General features: G+C 65.0%; 13 protein-coding genes and 1 riboswitch. Of the genes, 10 read left to right on the top strand and 3 right to left on the bottom strand.

The window, feature by feature from the left end; translation table 11 throughout:
• Window positions 1–254: 254 nt before the first annotated feature.
• From MU848_RS15800 to cobA, 5 genes are all read left to right on the top strand, one after another.
• The gene (locus tag MU848_RS15800) at window positions 255–1499 is read left to right on the top strand and encodes a nitrate/nitrite transporter (RefSeq protein WP_201515067.1); all 1245 of its coding nucleotides are present in this window, start codon (window positions 255–257) and stop codon (window positions 1497–1499) included.
• A 303-nt stretch (window positions 1500–1802) separates the two neighbouring features.
• Window positions 1803–4310, top strand: a complete 2508-nt coding sequence (gene nirB / locus MU848_RS15795) for a nitrite reductase large subunit NirB (protein ID WP_247234077.1) — start codon at window positions 1803–1805, stop codon at window positions 4308–4310.
• A 5-nt stretch (window positions 4311–4315) separates the two neighbouring features.
• Window positions 4316–4651: a nitrite reductase small subunit NirD gene (gene nirD, locus MU848_RS15790; protein ID WP_097090896.1), complete on the top strand. Its 336-nt coding sequence runs from the start codon at window positions 4316–4318 to the stop codon at window positions 4649–4651.
• A gap of 126 nt (window positions 4652–4777) precedes the next feature.
• Window positions 4778–7390 (top strand): nitrate reductase, encoded by a 2613-nt coding sequence (locus MU848_RS15785; RefSeq protein ID WP_247234075.1) that lies wholly within the window; start codon window positions 4778–4780, stop codon window positions 7388–7390.
• Entirely contained in the window at window positions 7377–8159 is a 783-nt protein-coding gene (cobA, locus tag MU848_RS15780) for a uroporphyrinogen-III C-methyltransferase (protein ID WP_247234073.1), read from the top strand. The genes MU848_RS15785 and cobA overlap by 14 nt, the downstream gene beginning before the upstream one ends.
• Before the next feature lie 201 nt (window positions 8160–8360).
• Here cobA and mobA read toward each other — a convergent pair whose 3' ends face one another.
• The gene (gene mobA / locus MU848_RS15775) at window positions 8361–8894 is read right to left on the bottom strand and encodes a molybdenum cofactor guanylyltransferase (protein WP_247234071.1); all 534 of its coding nucleotides are present in this window, start codon (window positions 8892–8894) and stop codon (window positions 8361–8363) included.
• A gap of 27 nt (window positions 8895–8921) precedes the next feature.
• A riboswitch (cobalamin riboswitch) is annotated at window positions 8922–9183 on the top strand.
• Window positions 9184–9349: 166 nt separating this feature from the next.
• Between mobA and MU848_RS15770 the strand changes: the two genes are divergently transcribed.
• Entirely contained in the window at window positions 9350–11218 is a 1869-nt protein-coding gene (locus MU848_RS15770; protein WP_247234070.1) for a TonB-dependent receptor plug domain-containing protein, read from the top strand.
• A 36-nt stretch (window positions 11219–11254) separates the two neighbouring features.
• On the opposite strand, the gene MU848_RS15765 is transcribed toward MU848_RS15770, so the two are convergent.
• Window positions 11255–12094: an ABC transporter substrate-binding protein gene (locus MU848_RS15765; RefSeq protein WP_247234068.1), complete on the bottom strand. Its 840-nt coding sequence runs from the start codon at window positions 12092–12094 to the stop codon at window positions 11255–11257.
• Between the two features lie 125 nt (window positions 12095–12219).
• On the opposite strand from MU848_RS15765, the gene MU848_RS15760 reads away from it, so the two are divergent.
• Together MU848_RS15760 and MU848_RS15755 are read left to right on the top strand one after the other, a co-directional pair.
• Window positions 12220–13215, top strand: coding sequence for a FecCD family ABC transporter permease (locus MU848_RS15760; RefSeq protein ID WP_247234066.1), 996 nt, complete (start codon window positions 12220–12222; stop codon window positions 13213–13215).
• Window positions 13209–13988, top strand: coding sequence for an ABC transporter ATP-binding protein (locus tag MU848_RS15755; protein WP_247234065.1), 780 nt, complete (start codon window positions 13209–13211; stop codon window positions 13986–13988). Before MU848_RS15760 ends, MU848_RS15755 begins: the two co-directional genes overlap by 7 nt.
• Before the next feature lie 106 nt (window positions 13989–14094).
• Here MU848_RS15755 and MU848_RS15750 read toward each other — a convergent pair whose 3' ends face one another.
• On the bottom strand, window positions 14095–15297 hold the full coding sequence (locus tag MU848_RS15750; RefSeq protein WP_380801015.1) for a penicillin-binding protein activator: 1203 nt from the start codon (window positions 15295–15297) through the stop codon (window positions 14095–14097).
• An 11-nt stretch (window positions 15298–15308) separates the two neighbouring features.
• Here MU848_RS15750 and rsmI point away from each other — a divergent pair, with 11 nt between their 5' ends.
• Window positions 15309–16151, top strand: coding sequence for a 16S rRNA (cytidine(1402)-2'-O)-methyltransferase (gene rsmI, locus MU848_RS15745; protein WP_247234062.1), 843 nt, complete (start codon window positions 15309–15311; stop codon window positions 16149–16151).
• The gene (locus MU848_RS15740; RefSeq protein WP_201515057.1) at window positions 16148–16501 is read left to right on the top strand and encodes a YraN family protein; all 354 of its coding nucleotides are present in this window, start codon (window positions 16148–16150) and stop codon (window positions 16499–16501) included. Before rsmI ends, MU848_RS15740 begins: the two co-directional genes overlap by 4 nt.
• The last annotated feature ends 3 nt before the right edge of the window (window positions 16502–16504 follow it).

Raw genomic sequence — 16504 nt, 5'->3', positions numbered from 1 at the left:
TGCTCCCCATCCTTGATGGGCAGGATTTGAAGCCAGCGAACGACGAAAAATTGTGCCTTGCAACATGAAACGAATCATCGGATAAGATAAGGGTCGCGCGACGATGCGCGTTTATGGATGAGCCTGCCCAAAGAGGGTGCACGCTCTCCTCAACATTATTTTGCAGCAAAGCCGCTGGCCGGATGTCGTGAAAGCGATCGTCCGGAGAGCGGCTTTTTTTATGTCCATTTCATTTAGATTGAAGGACTTGCATGATGGCAACTGCTTATTGGGACCGCGACAAAAGCGGTGAGGGGGAAGCGGGTTCGACCAGCTTCTGGAAAGCTGGTCACACGCCTACGCTGATCGCTGCCTTTCTGTATTTCGACCTCGCCTTCATGGTGTGGGTGCTGCTGGGGCCACTCGCCCCGTCCATCTCCAAGACATTGGGTCTGACGCCTGCTGAAAAGGGGTTGATGGTCGCGGTGCCGACGCTTGCGGGCGCGCTGCTGCGGGTGGTGAACGGCCTGCTGGTCGACCGCATCGGGTGCAAGCAGGCGGGGGCAATCAGCCAGGTCATCGTGATCCTGGGCCTCTTCACCGCCTGGTTCATGGGCGTCAACAGCTTTGGCGGTACGCTGGCACTAGGCGTGATTTTGGGCTTTGCAGGCGCAAGCTTCGCCATCGCGCTGCCGCTGGCCAGCCGCTGGTATCCGCCTGAACATCAGGGGAAGGCCATGGGCCTTGCGGGCATGGGCAATTCGGGCACGGTGCTGGCGTCGCTCTTCGCGCCGATCCTGGCCAAGCTGTTCGGATGGAACGCTGTGCTCGGCCTCGCCTGCATCCCGCTGACCATCGTGTTCGTCCTCTATATGATGATGGCGAAGAATGCGCCCAACGCGCCTGCGCCCAAGAAGCTGGTGGATTATTTCCAGCCTTTGAAGAGCGCGGATGCCTGGTGGCTGATGGGCTTTTATTCCGTGACCTTTGGCGGTTTCGTCGGCCTTGCCGCGAGCTTGCCAATCTACTTCACCGATCAGTTCGGGCTGACGCCGATCACCGCAGGCTATTGCACTGCCGGTTGCGTGTTCGCCGGATCGCTGGTCCGTCCGATGGGCGGCGCGCTGGCCGACCGGATCGGCGGCGTAAAGGCGCTGATGATGGTCTATATCGCCGCCGCTCTGGCGCTGGCGGCTGTATCCTACGCTGACACGCTGGTTTCGGCGCTTGGCTTCTTCGTCGCGGCGATGCTGGCGCTGGGTGCCGGTAACGGATCGGTGTTCCAGCTGGTGCCGCAGCGCTTCCAGGCGGAAATCGGCGTGATGACGGGCCTGGTCGGCATGGCGGGCGGCATTGGTGGGTTTTACCTCGCTTCGTCGCTGGGTATCGCCAAGCAGTTCACCGGCAGTTTTGCGCCGGGCTTCCTGATCTTCGCGGGGCTTTGCGTGGTGGCCTTCCTTGGCATTTCGATGGTTCGTGCACGATGGCGGGCGACCTGGAGCAGCGGCGCGCGCATCTGATCAGAGAGTGATTGGAGAGGGAGGCGGCGGCACTCGGAAGAGGAGCCGCCGCCCTTTGTTTCAGTGCGAACGGGTGGAAGTGTTCTGGGATTTCGAGCGAAAGTTTCTCCCGAATCACCTTGACCCCATTTTCCATTCATCTATGCTGCACTGCGAAGGACAAGGTTGTCCTCAACTGACATAGCTGCGGTGATCCACGGACGGATCGTCAAAGCGTGAATGATGGCAAAGCCGCCATCCAGACCTCTGGGTTCAAAGCCCAGGGGTCCGGATGGCGGCTTTTTTATTGTCTGGAGTCAAGGGATGGATTTTCAGAACAACGCCGGACCGGAGACGGCCAACGAAGAGGATATCTTCGTGCCGTCGGAGGATGTTCGCGAACATCTGGTGGTTGTTGGCAACGGCATGGCCGGTTGCCGCGCGGTCGAGGAACTGTTGGCGCGGGATGCGGGGCGCTATCGCGTCACCATCTTCGGCGCAGAGCCTTATGTGAACTATAATCGCATCATGCTCTCGCCAGTTCTGGCTGGTGAGAAGAGCTTCGATGACATCATCATCAATACCCGCGAATGGTATGACGACAATCAGATCGAACTGATCGCGGGTGATCCGGTGACGGGCATCGACCGCACCGCCAAGACCGTCACGAGCCAGTCGGGTCGCACTGTTGGCTATGACAAGCTGCTGATCGCAACGGGTTCCGATCCGTTCATCATCCCGGTTCCGGGCAAGGACTTGCCCGGCGTCATCAGCTTCCGCGACATGAAGGATGTCGATACGATGCTGGAAGCTGCCGGAAAGGGCGGCAACGCAGTGGTGATCGGCGGTGGCCTGCTCGGTTTGGAAGCGGCGCACGGCCTGACCCTGCGCGGCATGAAGGTGACGGTCATCCACCTCATGGACACGCTGATGGAACGTCAGCTGGACGAAGCGGCGGGCTGGTTGCTCAAGACCGCGCTGGAGGGCCGGGGCCAGACCATCCTGACCGGCGCCAACACCGAATCCATCTATGGCGATGGCAAGGTCGAGGGCGTCCGCCTGAAGGACGGCACCGAAATCCCGGCGAGCCTGGTCGTCATGGCGGTGGGCATCCGCCCTTCGACCGCTCTGGCCCGCGAAGCTGGCCTCGACGTCAATCGCGGCATCAAGGTCGATGACCATATGGTCACCAGCGACCCCGATGTGCTGGCGGTCGGCGAATGCGTCGAGCATGACGGCAATGTCTATGGCCTTGTCGCGCCGCTGTGGGACATGTGCCGCAGCCTGGCTGATGGGCTGACCGATCAGCACACGGGATACAAGGGCTCCGTCACCTCCACCAAGCTCAAGGTCGCCGGTCTGGACGTCTTCTCCGCCGGTGATTTCTCGGGCGGTGAGGGTTGCGAGGACATCGTGCTGCGCGACGCATCACGCGGCGTCTACAAACGCGTCGTGGTCAAGGATGACAAGGTCATCGGCGCGGTCCTTTATGGCGACACGGCGGATGGCAGCTGGTATTTCGACCTGCTGAAGCGCGAGGAAGATGTCGGCGAAATCCGCGACCTGCTGATCTTCGGTCAGGCCTTCGCCTCTGGAGGAGGCGCGCTGGACCCTAAGGCGGCCGTTGCGGCGCTCTCGGACGATGCCGAGATCTGCGGCTGCAACGGCGTCAGCAAGGGCCAGGTCGTGGGTTGTATCGAAAAGGGCGCATGCAGCCTGGATGCCGTGCGCGCCACCTGCAAGGCTTCGGCCAGCTGCGGTTCGTGCACTGGTCTGGTCGAGAATTTGCTGGCGGTGGTGCTGGGCGATGACGTCCAGTCGGGTCCCAAGACGATGTGCAAATGCACCAGCTTCGGCCATGACGATGTCCGCCGCGAGATCGTGGCGCAGAATATGCGCTCGATCCCCGAAGTGATGCAGAAGCTGCACTGGTCCACCCCGGACGGCTGTTCGTCCTGCCGCCCCGCGCTCAACTATTATCTGCTGTGCGCGCTGCCGGGCGAATATGTCGATGACCAGCAGAGCCGCTTCGTCAACGAACGCATGCACGCCAACATCCAGAAGGACGGCACCTACTCGGTCGTCCCGCGCATGTGGGGTGGCCTGACCAACCCCAAGGAACTGCGCGCGATCGCCGATGTGGTCGAGAAATATGATGCGCCGATGGTCAAGGTCACCGGTGGCCAGCGTCTCGATATCTTCGGCATCAAGAAGGAAGATTTGCCCGCCGTCTGGGCCGATCTCAATGCCGCGGGCATGGTGTCGGGCCACGCTTATGGCAAGTCGCTGCGCACGGTGAAGACCTGCGTGGGTTCGGAATGGTGCCGCTTCGGCACGCAGGATTCGACCGGCCTTGGCGTCAAGACGGAGCGGATGACCTGGGGGTCGTGGATGCCCCACAAGTTCAAGATCGCCGTATCCGGTTGCCCCCGCAACTGCGCGGAGGCGACGATCAAGGATTTTGGCGTGGTCTGCGTGGACTCGGGCTATGAACTGCATGTCGGCGGCAATGGGGGCATCCATGTCCGCGCCACCGATCTGCTCTGCAAGGTTTCGACCGAGCAGGAAGCGCTCGATTATTGCGCCGCCTTCACCCAGCTCTACCGCGAGGAAGCGCGCTATCTGGAGCGCACCGCGCCCTGGATCGAGCGCGTCGGGGTCGACTATGTGAAGCAGCGCATCGTCGAGGACGACGCAGGCCGCGAGGCTCTGCGCGCACGCTTCCTCTATTCGCAGAGCTTCAGCCAGGAAGATCCCTGGGCGCAGCGCGCCGCCGGTGCGGAAAGCGAATTGCACCAGCACCTTGAACCCATTGCCATCGCTGCGGAGTGACACCCATGACCGATTGGATCGACATCGGAACGCTGGCCGACATTCCCCAGCGTGGCGCTCGCACCGTTCAGATCACGGGCGAAAAGGAAATTGCCGTGTTCCGCACCAGCGATGACAAGGTCTTCGCGCTGGTCAATGAATGCCCGCACAAGAAGGGCCCGCTGAGCCAGGGCATCGTCCATGGCCACAGCGTCGCCTGCCCGCTCCACAACTGGAACATCGCCCTGAAAACGGGTGAGGCGCAGGGCAATGACGAAGGTTGCACGCCGACCATCGCCGTGAAGGAGGAAGGCGGTCGCATCCTGATCGCTCGGCCCACGGCGCTGAAGGCGGCTGCCTGAAACCGGCATCGAGCTTCCGGTCCCCAGCCATAATGGCGGGGATCTGGGTGGGGGTGTCTTGTTGGCCATCCCTTGCGGCAAGCGCCTCCACCCAATTCTTGTTCCTCGGGAAGAAGAGGTAAGAGCATGACAGAGGCCATCCGCACCACCTGCGCCTATTGCGGCGTCGGTTGCGGCATTTCGGCCACGCCGACCGGCCCCCGGTCGGTCACGATCAAGGGCGATGAGGCGCATCCTGCCAATGGCGGGCGGCTCTGCTCAAAAGGCACGCATCTGGGCGAGACGGTGGGCCTGACCGGTCGCCTGCTGCACCCCATGATCGGCAACAAGCGCGCCAGCTGGGACAAGTCGCTGGACCTCGTTGCGAAGAAATTTCGCGACACCGTCGATCGCTTCGGCCCCGACAGCGTCGCCTTCTACGTCTCGGGCCAGTTGCTGACCGAAGACTATTATGTCGCCAACAAGCTGATGAAGGGCTTCATCGGCACGGCGAATATCGACACCAACAGCCGCCTTTGCATGTCGAGCGCGGTTGCCGGTCATAATCGCGCCTTTGGCGAGGACATCGTGCCCGCCAGCTATGACGATCTGGACGTAGCCGACCTGATCGTGCTGGTCGGGTCCAACACCGCCTGGTGCCACCCGATCGTCTATCAGCGCATTCAGGCCGCGCGGGCGGAGCGCGGGACCAAGCTGGTCGTGATCGACCCACGCCGTACGGAGACTTGCGAGGGCGCGGACCTGCATCTGCCAGTAAAGCCCGGCACGGACGTTGCCCTGATGAGCGGTCTGCTCGCCTGGTGCGATCAGGAAGGCGTCACCGACCCTGCGTTCATCGCCGACCATCTCAATGCGCCCGAAGGCTTCTGGGAGCATATCCGCACCGGCCATGATCTCTGGACCACGGCAAAGACCTGCGACATCGCGCCCGCGCTGCTGGAGCAATTCTTCAAGCTGTTCGCCGCCACCGCGCGCACCGTCACCTTGTTCAGCCAGGGCATCAACCAGTCGATCCGCGGTACTGATCAGGTCAACGCGATCATCAACGTCCACCTGGCTACCGGCCGGATCGGCAAGCCCGGCGCTGCGCCCTTCTCCATCACCGGCCAGCCCAACGCCATGGGCGGCCGCGAAGTCGGCGGCCTCGCCTCGACGCTGGCGGCCCATATGGACTTCGCGCCTGAAAATGTGGAGCGGGTCGGCCGCTTCTGGGCCGCGCCCGCCATGGCGACCAAGCCGGGCCTGAAGGCCGTCGACCTGTTCCGCGCCATCAACGAAGGCCGGATCAAGGCGCTCTGGGTGATGGCGACCAACCCCGCCGTGTCGCTGCCCGACGCGAACCGCGTGCGCGAGGCGCTGGAGGCCGTGCCTTTCCTCGTCGTCTCGGACATCATCGCCGACACCGACACCAGCGTTCATGCCGACGTCCGCCTGCCCGCCGCTGGCTGGGGAGAGAAGGACGGGACCGTCACCAATTCCGACCGCACCATCAGCCGCCAGCGCCCCTTCATGGCGCTACCCGGCGAGGCGAAGCCCGACTGGTGGATCATCAAGGAAGTCGGCCGCCGCATGGGCTGGCGCAACGCCTTCGCCTATGACCGGCCCGCCGACATCTGGCGTGAACATGCCCGCCTGACCGCCTATCAGAATGATGGCGCACGGCTCCTCAACCTCCGCGCGCAGGCGACCATCGGGAATGAAGCCTATGAGGCGATGGAGCCCTTCCGTTGGGGCGGCGACAAGCCCTTCGAGGATGGTCGCTTCTCCACCCCCGATGGCAAGGCGCGGCTGGTACTCGCCAAGCAGATGGACCTTCAGGAGCCGCTCCAACAGTGGCCGATGACGCTCAACACCGGCCGTTATCGCGACCAGTGGCACACGATGACGCGCACCGGCCTGTCGGCGAAGCTCGCCCGTCATCGGGAGGAGCCGTTGGTCGAGATTCACCCGCAGGACGCCGGGGACCTCGATATCTGCGACGGTGATCTGGCGCGCGTCCAGACCGCGCAGGGCAACAGCATCTTCCGCGTGGCATTCAGCGAGGGCCAGCGCAGGGGCGAGATTTTTACCCCCATCCACTGGACCGATCAAATCTCGACCGGCGGCCGCACCGGCCTGCTGCCCCGTCCGCTGGTCGATCCGCATTCGGGTCAGCCCGGCTTCAAGCTGACGCCCGCCAGCATCGAGAAGGTCGCCACCGAGTGGAAGGGCTTCCTGATCCTGCGCGGCGAGCAGCCCGCCAGGGTTCCCTGCCTGTGGGCGACAAAGGTCACCGTGCCGGGCGGCGCGCTTTACGAGGTCGCGGGCAATGGCGATCCCGCCCGGCTCGAAGCCTGCCTGCCCAAGGGCGACCGGGTCGAGGCCGTCGATATGTCGCGCGGCACCCGCCGCGTCGCGATTATCCGCGAAGGCAAGCTGGCAGGCGTCCTCTTCGTGACCCGCACCGGCCTGCTCCCCTCGCGCGACTGGCTCATCGGCCAGCTTGAAGCCGAAGAGGTGGGCGCATCCGTCCTCGCCGCGCGCGGCCCCGGCAGCCAGCCTGACAAAGGCCCGACCATCTGCGTCTGCTTCGACATCGGCCTCAACCAGATCGTTGCGGCGATTCGCGACCAGAGCCTGGTCGACGTGCCCGCCATCGGCAAGGCGATCGGCGCGGGCACCAATTGCGGGTCCTGCCGCCCCGCGCTTGCCAACATCCTCGCCCAAATCCCGCAGGAGACGCTCCATGCAGCCGAATGAACTTATCGCCCCCGGTGAAGTCTGGCTGGTCGGCGCAGGTCCCGGCGACCCGGACCTGCTGACCCGCAAGGCCGAAAAGCTGATGGCGGCGGCCGACATCGTCTTTTATGACGCACTGGTCGGGCCGGGCGTCCTCGACCTCATCCCGCAGGGCATCGAGCGTGTCAGCGTCGGCAAGCGCTCGGGCCGCCACAGCAAGGATCAGGAAAGCATCAACGACCTGCTCCTCGCCGCTGCCAAGGCGGGCAAGCGCGTCGTGCGCCTGAAAGGCGGCGACCCGTCGGTCTTTGGCCGCTCGGCCGAGGAGATGGATCATCTCGCCGCTGACGGCATCCGCACCCACATCTGCCCCGGCATCACCACTGCCAGCGCGGCGGCGGCAAGCGGCAACGCCTCGCTCACCCTGCGCGGCAAGGCGCGCGGCCTGACACTGGTGACCGCGCATCTGAAAGCCGGTGAGCCGCTCAAGCTCGACTGGGAAACGCTCGCCCGTCCCGGCGGCACGCTCGGCATCTATATGGGCCGTGCCGCTGCTGGCGAGATCAGCCGCCAGTTGATCGCCGCCGGACGCGATCCCGAGACGCCGGTGATGGTGGCGGTCAATGTCTCGCTGCCCACCGAACGCCTGATCCGGGGGAAGCTGTCGGCGCTTGCCTTTCTGGTGGCCACGATCAGCGACGAAGATCCGACCCTGCTTCTGATTGGTGAAGCGGTGGCGGGCACGACCATGCCAGTAGAGGCCGCCACGAGCGTCGCTCTTCAGCTTTGAAGACCGGCTCTCCGCGACCTTTGCCCTGAGCTTGCCGAACGCCCCCGAACTTAGTTGGAAGGAAGGGAGGGGGCTTCGGCAAGTTCAGCTCGGCGATAGGGTGCAACCCGCTCAGCACGATAAGCAACGTGCTCCTGCAAAGGCAGGAGCCCAGTCCCGCCCTCTGAATTGGGCTCCTGCCTTTGCAGGAGCACGGCGCAGCTAGCTTTTCGGCAATCCGGCAAGATCCTGCGGTCGATTAATATTCGGCAGGACGATATCCGCCCGCTCCACGATCCGCGCGCCGATCCGCTCCAGCCAGCCATATATCGACCGGCTATTCTCCTCAGCCAGATGCGCGTCCAGTTCATCCGCAAGCCCGGCAGGCCAGAACCCCGCCAATTGCTGCCCCTTCAACACCGCAGCGCCTTCTCCCGCCAGCGCCTCCACCAACGCCGCCGGATAGACCGGCATGTCACACCCGGTCGTCAGCACCGCGTCATAGCCTTCGTCCCGCGCATGATGCAGTGCCGCGTTCAGCCCGCCCAGCGGTCCCATATCAGGCCCGGGCCGGTCGGAGAGGCTGGTCATCCCCTCGACCGTCCGCCCGCAGACCACCACCGTCTCCACATGGGGCGCGATCGCCGCCACCGCATGGTCGATCAGCATGCGCCCATCCGCCATCAGCGCCAGCGCCTTGTCGCTCCCGAACCGACGGGATCGTCCCCCGGCAAGCACAGCGCCCAGTAATCGCATCGATCCACTCCTTGGCAGAACCCTCGCTTTCCCCTATGGCGCGCGGCGTGAGCGGGCAACCGTTCACGAAAGATCGCGCCGGAAAGGGAATGCGGTGGGGACGGTTCATCCGTCCAAGTCCGCAGCTGCCCCTGCAACTGTAAGCGGTGAGCGCGATGCACCCGGAAACCCGCATGCCTTCAAAAGGGGAAGGCGAGGGGGACCAGCCACTGGACACGCGTCCGGGAAGGCCCGTGCATCGCCGCGACGACCCGCGAGCCAGGAAACCTGCCGGCGCATGGTCGCTCTTGCCTGGGTCCAGGGATCGGCCCGGGCACGGTTTTCCGTCTGAGCGACGAAGCGGCGCAGGGCCGCATCGGTGCGCGTGACGGGATTGGCGTCTCCCTCCCTCGCGCACCGGCCGCTCGCGCGGAAGCCCTGGCCTCATGTCGCATGGCGCTCAGGGAAGACAGAATATGATCAGGACCGGAATCTCGCTGCTGGCGCTGCTTGCCGCCACCCCCGCGCTTGCAGAAGATGCAGACGAAATCGTCGTCACTGCGCTCGGCATCGAGCAGCCGACCGATGAAGTCGGGCAGGCCGTGACGGTGATCGATGAAAAGACGATCGAGACGCGCCAGAATGTCAGCATCGCGGACCTGCTGATCACCACGCCCGGCGTCCGTTTCAACCGCGCCGATGCCGTGGGCGGCGTCACCGGCATTTCGATCCGTGGCGCGGAAACGACGCAAACGCTGGTGCTGCTCGATGGCGTGAAGATCAATGATCCGAGCGTCATTGGCGATGCCTACGACTTCGGCAATCTGCTCACCGGCAACATCCGCCGCATCGAAATCCTGCGTGGCTCCAACTCGGTGGTGTACGGCAGCCAGGCGATCGGCGGCGTCGTCAACATCATGTCGGCCGAGCCAGGCGAAGGCTTTGGCGGCAGCGCATCGGTGGATTATGGCTATGCCGACACGCTGAATGCAAAGGCTGACATATCGGGCAGCACCGGCATCGCATCGGGCAGCGCGGGCGTAGCCTATTTCCGTACCGATGGCATCTCCGCGGCACAGGGCGGCACGGAGAAGGACGGTTATGAAAATATCGCGACCCACGCGAAGCTGAAGCTTGCCTTCACCGACAATCTCAGCCTCGACCTGCGTGGCTATTACATCCATGCGGACCTCGATACCGACATCTTCTTTGGCGCGCCGGCTGAATCAACGGATAGCAGCAAGCTTGACCAATATGTCGGCTATGCGGGGCTCAACCTTTCCTCTTTCGACGGTAAGTTGACGCAGCGTGCGGCGGTGACCTGGTTCCGCAATGACCGCGACTATTTCTTCGCGCCCAGTTCCGCGCCTGACTATGGCTATTCAGGCACCAACCTGCGATTTGAATATGAAGGCGTCTATCAGCCGGTGGATCAAGCCAAACTGGTCTTTGGCTACGAGCATGAGCGGCCCAAATATGACTCGTTCTTCTACGACTTCTTCACGGGCGATAAGGTCGTCAGCGGAGCAGAGGTAAACATCGACAGCGTCTATGCGCTTGCGGTCGTAAAGCCTTTTGTTGGCTTGTCGGTTACCGGCGGCGTACGCCATGACGATCACAGCCAATTCGGGGGCGCCACCACCTTTGGCGCCAACGCCAACTACACGCCCAATGAAGGCCGCACCAATATCCGCGCCAGCTATGGCGAAGGCTTTCGCGCACCTTCGCTGTACCAGATCTACGACGCCACCTATGGCAATCTCGACCTCAAGCCCGAAAGGTCGAAAAGCTATGACATCGGCTTTGATCAGAGCCTGGATGAGGGCCGCGCGATGATCTCTGTCACCGCGTTTCGCCGCGACACCCGCGACCAGATTTATTTCGACGGCTTCGCCCTGCCTTTCGGCCGCTATGTCAACCTCACCCGCACCCGTGCAAAGGGCGTGGAAGCAGCCTTGACGCTGAAGCCCGTCGATGCGCTGACGGTCGTAGCGGCCTACAGCTATATCGACGCTATCGACCGTTCCGAAGGCGGGCTCAACGAAGGCAGGCGCCTTCCCCGCCGCGCAAAGGATGCCGTCAGCGTCTCGGCGGACTATGATTGGTCGTTCGGCCTGTCGACTGGCGCAACGGTGACCATGGTCGGCGACAGCTTCAACGATGCCGCCAACACCCAGCGTCTCGACGGCTACGCCCGGCTGGACCTCCGCGCCTCGCTGCCGATCAACGAGCATCTGGAGATTTACGGGCGCATCGACAATGTCACGGACGAAGAATATGCGACCGTCTATGGCTACAGCACCTATGGCCGATCGGCCTATGGCGGCGTGCGTGTCCGCTTTTGACGGTAAAAGGTGACGGGGGTGGGCGGCCGCCCCGCTTCATCGCCGGGGCGCGGCCTTTGGCTGCGCCCTGTCTTTGCCCGCAGCATCCGCCTGGGCAATGATGCTGTGCGCGGCCTGCACATAGGCGGGGCCGCCGCAGACCGTCCAGGCTTGCGGCACACGGATGCGGGGAATGGATCGCAGCACGGGATGGTGCAGCATCTCCGTCCCCTGATCGACGATGTTTTCGCTGCCTTCTTCCACGATCAGATAGTCGGGCCTGGCTGCTATCATCTGTTCCAGCGGCACTTGCGCCAGCGCGGGCTTGCCGAGCTTTTCCGCCAGATTGACGAGGCCCGCGCGCCGGATCAGTTCATCGACCAGGGTGCCCGTGCCCGTCATATAGCCGCGCCGCTGATAATAGGCCGCGACCCCGCCGCCCTTGCGCCGGGGCAGGGCGGCAAGGTCGCGCTCCATGCCCCTGATCAACGCTTCGCCGCGCGCGCGCTGGCCGACCGCCGCCGCGACCTGACGGACCTGATCGCGGATGGCGGCGAAGCTGGTAGCGCTCGCGAGGCCCAGCTTGCGCCATCGCCCATCGGGTGCGCCGACCACGCCGCCCGCGCCATCGGGAAAGCCTATGACGAGGTCGGGCCGCAACGCCAGCACCTCTTCGGCCGGGCGCTTCAGCACCGGAAAGCGCCGCGCCTTCGCCACCGCTGCCGACAATTCGGGATCATGGCCATAAGGGCTCAATGCCGCGATCTGCGCCGGATCAGCGAGCGCCAGCACATATTGGTCGGCACAGGTGTTGAGCGACACGATTCGCCGCGGCGGGGCAGGGGCGGCGCTGGTGAGGCTAAGCGCACAAAGCGCCGCGATGATCTTTCCGCGCATCAATCCTGCCTCTGCAACGTGCCGTGCTCCTGCGAAGGCAGGAGCCCAGCTCAAGTGAACGAACTGGGCTCCTGCCTTCGCAGGAGCACTACGACCTGTATCAGCGGCCTTGGAGTGCGCAAGCCATGAGCGCGCGCCGCCATCCGCTTCTGCTCCCTGTCCTCATTGCGCTGACTCTCATCGCAGCGCTCGGCTCCCTCACGCTGGGCGCCGTCCCGCTCGCCCCCGCTCGCATCCTTGCTGTCCTGAGTGGCGGAGGCGATGAGGTCGCCCGCGCCATCCTGATCGATCTGCGCCTGCCGCGCATGCTGCTCGGGCTGATCGTCGGCGCGATGCTCGGTCTCGCCGGAGCGGCATTGCAGGGCTATCTGCGCAATCCGCTCGCCGAACCTTCCGTGCTCGGCGCATCCAATGCAGCCGCGCTCGGGGCGGTGGGCGCGCTCTATTTCGGGTTGGCACAGCTTCATCCAGTGATCCTGCCAATCCTTGCCATCACCACCAGCCTGATCGCGATCGGCGCTCTGTTCCTGCTGGCGGGACCATCGGAGAGTCCGCTGACGCTGATCCTCGCCGGCATTGCCGTGGCGACGCTGGCGGGGGCAGGGATCAGCCTGTCGCTCAACCTGTCGCCCAATCCCTTCGCCGCGATGGAGATCATGAGCTGGCTGATGGGCAGCCTTGAAAATCGCAGCTATGCGCATGTCTGGATCGCCTTGCCCTGCGTGCTTGTCGGAGCCGCGCTGCTGATCGCCGACGGGCGCAGCCTCGACGCGCTGACCTTGGGGGAGGAGGGCGCGCAGGCATTGGGCGTCGACCTCACCAAGGCGCGGCTGCGCATGATGCTGGGTGTCGCCATCGGCGTCGGCGGCGCGGTCGCGGTGTCTGGCGCGATCGGCTTTGTCGGGCTGATCGTGCCGCATCTCGTCAGGCCGCTGACCGATCGCTCGCCGTCAGCCATCCTGCTTCCGTCCTTGCTCGGCGGCGCGGCGTTATTGACGCTTGCGGACATCGGCGTGCGGCTCATTCCCACCAGCAGCGAATTGAAGCTGGGCGTTCTGACGGCGCTGTTGGGTGTGCCGGTCTTCCTCGTCCACCTGATGCGGGAGCGGCGGCTATGGTGACGATCCGCACGCAGGAGCTGTCGGTGCGCCTTGGCCGTCACGCTGCGGTTCGCGGCGTCACTACGGCGCTGGAGCCGGGGCAGCTGGTCGGCATCATCGGCCCCAATGGCGCGGGCAAATCGACGCTGATCCGAGCGATGCTCGGCCTTGCCCGCGTGGAGAGTGGAACGGTGTCGGTCAATGGAAAGCCGATCGCCAGTATCGGCCGCAAGGACATCGCGCGGCTGGTTGCCTATCTGCCGCAGGGGCAGACATTGCACTGGCCCTTGATGGTGGAGCGGCTGGTGGCGCTTGGGCGGATGCCGCATCTGGGCCCGCTGTCGCGGCTGTCGTCAGAGGATGAGGCGATGGTCGATGCCGCGCTCGCCCGCGCTGACGTGCTGCATCTGAAGGGACGAATCGCGACAGAATTGTCAGGCGGCGAACGGGCCCGTGTTCTCCTCGCCCGCGCATTGGCGGTGGGAGCGCCCTCGCTCATCGCTGATGAACCGCTTGCCGCGCTTGATCCGGGGCATCAGCTTGATGTCATGGACTTATTGAAGGCCGAGGCGCGGGCAGGATCGCTGGTTGTCACCGTGCTGCACGACCTGGGTATGGCAGCGCGCTATTGCGACCGGCTGCTGTTGATGGACAAGGGGCGGCTGGTCGCGGACGGCAAGCCGATGGACGTGCTGACGGAGCAGAGCCTTGCCCAAGTCTACGGCATTTCGGCTTGTATCGAGGCTGGTGGGGCGTGGCCGTTGATCCTGCCGACTGGGCGGATCAAAGGCTAAGCGCTACCTCCGTTCGCCCTGAGCTTGTCGAAGGGCTTCCCCCCTTGGAAGACAAGGGCTTCGACAGGCTCAGCCCGAACGGAAGAGTTTGGGCGAAAGGTGGTTACTACTCCCCGAAAGCCTTCGGTGCCGCAGCCACCACCGTGTAGGTGCCCGCGCCAATCTCCGACACTTCCAGCGCTCGCTCGGCTATCCCGCTGCGTCCGAAGCGGAACGCCCCGTCGATCCCGGAAAAGCCGCCCGCATCGCGCAGCCGCGCCGCCGGGAAGGGGGTGCCGGGCCGCCAGTCGCGCGCGATGCGCACGGTCAGCAGCACCGCGTCGTAGCCCAGCGCGGAAAGCCGGAACGGCGCGCTGCCGTAACGCGCCCGATATTTGGTCGCCAGTTGCCCGTAGAGGCCGTCCGACACGCTGGCGAACCAGGCGCCGCGCAGCGCCGGGCTGGATCCAAGGCTGCTGTCCGTATTCCACAATTCCGTGCCGAGCAGCCGCGCCGTCGCGCCGCCATTCTTCCGCACGATGGGGGCAAGCTGCAAAGCCACCCGCCCGCTGTCGGCGATCAGCAGCGCATCATAGCTGGACGACGCCTGCAACTTCTTGACCGCCGCCGTCATCGACGCTGGCGTTCGGTCGAAGGTCTGCATCGACACGACCGTGCCGCCCGCGCCCTCTACTGCGCGCAGCAGCGATGTGCCGGAGCGCTCGCCATACATGCCCTTGGGCACCAGCGCGGCGAACTTCGACAGTCCCTTGCCCCTGGCGAAATCGACCACGCGCTCGATCGACTGGCCCGGATTGTACCCCATGATGTAGACGCCGTTCCCGGCAACGCTCACATCGTTGGAAAAGCTGATGACCGGCACGTTAGCCCGCGCCGCGATCGGCCCGACGGCCCGTGCGTCTTCTGCCAGCAGCGGGCCCAGGATCAGGCGATTGCCTTCCGCCAGCGCCCGGTTCGCCGCCGCCGCCGCGCCCATGCTGGTGTCATAGGTGGTGATGCGCACCTTGTCCGCCTTGGTATCCAGGAGGGCGAGGGTGGTGGCATTGGCGATCGACTGGCCGACGCCCGCATTGGGGCCGCTCATCGGCACCAGCAGCGCGACGCGGTGCCGCTGCGCATCGGTGGGCAGGCCCTGCGTCACGTCGGGGCCGGTCGGGACAGGCTCGGAAGGACGGACGGGCGCGGGTCCACGGGGCACGATCGACTGACAGGCAGCGAGCGCCAGGGCGCTGGCGGCGAAGAGGATGCGCGCGCCGCGCTTCATTGCCGCGAACATGTCCGCTTGCCGGAGGGCATCCGTCTCTGTCATCTGGCGTCCTTATGGAAAATACAACTTCTGGGCTGGAACCCGGGCTTTACATCGTTGCGGGGCCGATCGGCAACCTTGGAGACCTTAGCCCGCGCGCGGCCGATGTCCTGCGCCGCGCCGATGTGATCGCCGTGGAAGATACACGGGTGAGCGCACGGTTGCTGCGCCATGCCGGGTCGGATCGGCCGATGATCCCCTATCATGACCATAGCGCCGAGGGCGTCCGCGCGCGCCTGATCGAGAGGATGGCGGGCGAATCGGTCGCGCTGCTTTCCGACGCTGGCACGCCGCTCATCTCCGATCCGGGCTACAAGCTGGTCCGCGATGCGCGCGCGGCGGGGCGGAGCATCGTGACGCTGCCGGGGCCCAGCGCCGCCATCGCCGCGCTCACCCTGTCGGGCCTGCCGACCGACCGCTTCCTCTTCATGGGCTTCCTGCCAGTGAAGCAGAAGGCACGCGCCGATGCTCTCGCCGAAGTCGCGGCCCTGCGCGCCACGCTCATCTTCTACGAAAGCGGCCCGCGCCTGTCCGAAAGCCTCGCCGCCATGGCGCAGGGGCTGGGGAACCGCGACGCCGCCGTCAGCCGCGAAATCAGCAAGGCGTTCGAGGAAACCCGCACCGGCACTTTGAGCGAACTTTCCGCCCGCTATGCCGACGCGCCGCCCAAGGGGGAGATCGTCGTCATCGTCGGCCCGCCCGGCGAAGCCCCGCCTGCCAGCGCAGAAGATGCCGACGCTGCCCTCATCGAAGCAATGGAGCGGCTCCCGGTCTCCAAGGCGGCGGGGGAGGTTGCCAAGAAGCTCGGCCTCGATCGCCGCGCGCTGTACGATCGCGCGCTGGAACTGAAGGGGTGAAGCGGCAGGCTGCTGAAAAGCGCGGACGCCAGGCGGAGCGGATCGCCGCATGGTGGCTGCGGCTCAAGGGCTGGCAGATCGTCGGCCGCCGCCTCCGCACGCCTGCGGGGGAGGTGGACCTTGTCGCCCGGCGCGGCGCGATGCTGGCCTTTGTCGAGGTGAAGGCCCGCGCGACCGGTGCTGATCTTGACCTCGCGATCGACGAACGCCGCCTGTCCCGCGTGGCTGCGGCTGCGGAAATGCTGTTCTACGACCTCGCCAAGCCGGGCGATGACATGCGAATCGATGTGATCCTCCTTGCGCCGGGCCGTCCGCCGCGCCATCTGGCGAATGTCTGGCATGGGGGCTGACCC

This window comes from Sphingobium agri, assembly GCF_023051225.1.
In the GTDB taxonomy this organism is placed as follows: Bacteria; Pseudomonadota; Alphaproteobacteria; order Sphingomonadales; family Sphingomonadaceae; genus Sphingobium; species Sphingobium agri.
The sequence above is the reverse complement of the archived record's forward strand: the minus strand, read 5'-3'. Positions and strand labels throughout refer to the sequence as shown.